Annotated in this window: 1 protein-coding gene; it reads right to left on the reverse strand. The window is 65.4% G+C overall.

Features of this window, described 5'->3' with window-relative positions; translation table 11 throughout:
- Window positions 1-682: non-reducing end alpha-L-arabinofuranosidase family hydrolase (locus tag QSK36_RS43045; RefSeq protein ID WP_285786440.1), on the reverse strand; the 682-nt coding region annotated here is incomplete at both ends.

The raw sequence follows: 682 nt of genomic DNA on the forward strand, positions 1-682 counted from the left end.
CAGGCTGTCGGCCGTGAACGAGCGGAAGTAGCGGCCCTGCGAGCCGATCGCCTCGACGAGCATGAGGTACTTGTTCTGGCCCTGGAGCTTGTAGACCTCGACCGCCTCGAACAGGTTGTTGGTCGAGTCGCTCATGACCTGCGTGTAGTTGGAGCCGAAGCTGCCGGGGAAGTTGCCGATGGGCATGCTCTGCCGGTAGATCTTGCCGTTGTCGCCGGCGAAGAACAGGTACATGTTCTGGCCGTCACCGATCAGCGTCTGGTCGATCGGCCCGGTGCCCGAGCCGGAGATGCTCGCGGTGGACAGCGTCTGCTGCGCCCCCCAGCCGTTGGGGTTGGTGGGGTCGCTGGAGGTCCGGTAGGAGAACGCGGTCCCGCCCCACTGGTAGGCCAGCACCCAGATGTTCTTGGGCGCGAAGTAGAACAGCGTGGGCGCCACGGTGCCCGAGTTCATCTTGGTCTGGGTGGCCGAGGCCATGTCGGACCAGTTGGTGAACGTGCTGAAGCCCATCGAACCCCAGCCCGACCCGGTGTCGTGCGTCGTCGCGTAGACCAGGTGCTTGCCGTTGTAGACGACGTTGGTGAAGTCCTTGAGCGAGACCCACCCGGACTTCGGAGTCGCCAGCGCGCCCGTCGAGGTCCAGCGGTACGTCGACGGAAGAGCGCACGTGCCGGTCGGCGTC

It is taken from the genome of Microbispora sp. NBRC 16548 (assembly GCF_030268985.1).
GTDB lineage: Bacteria > Actinomycetota > Actinomycetes > Streptosporangiales > Streptosporangiaceae > Microbispora > Microbispora catharanthi.